The sequence below is a fragment of the Sphaerochaeta sp. UBA5836 genome, from assembly GCF_002432845.1.
In the GTDB taxonomy this organism is placed as follows: Bacteria; Spirochaetota; Spirochaetia; order Sphaerochaetales; family Sphaerochaetaceae; genus Sphaerochaeta.
In genome coordinates this window covers 1-496 of sequence record NZ_DJGW01000080.1, presented here as the reverse complement: position 1 = coordinate 496, position 496 = coordinate 1, and the positions used below count along the sequence as shown (strand labels likewise).

At 57.9% G+C, this 496-nt stretch carries 1 pseudogene; it reads left to right on the top strand.

Features of this window, described 5'->3' with window-relative positions:
• Nucleotides 1-496 (top strand): annotated as a pseudogene (locus tag B3F49_RS06845) (hypothetical protein); the annotation flags it as partial.

Genomic DNA, 496 nt, shown 5'->3' with positions numbered 1-496 from the left:
ATCGCCATCGTCTCCGGTTGGGAGGGCTTCATGCTCCTCGCCCCTGATGGAACCATCCTCAAGCGTACGATCAACGGTCATGGGCAGAGAATCAGCGTAGGCAACTACCTGAGTCAAAACAGAGGTCTTGAGATCCTTACCACCACCTACTGGGGCAGCCAGGGTATCCTGTATATGCACAACTGCAAGGGTGAGGAGCTCTGGTCCAGGGAACTGCGGTGCAACGGGGCGGTCATCACCCCGGTCAACTGGGATGGTTCAGGACAAGACCTGGTGCTGCTCAGCGCCAGCACAGAGCACGGCGGCTTGATGGACGGAGAGGGGGATATTGTTGTCCCGTTCCCCGATGACGGCCATCCCGAGCTTTGCTGCGAGGTGCTGGACATCACCGGCGATGAGCGTGAGGAGATCGTGGTCTGGGATTTGAAGAGCCTTTGGGTCTACACCCAGGACAGGGCGAAGAGCAAGAGTGATAAGACCTACCTTCCGATCAAGT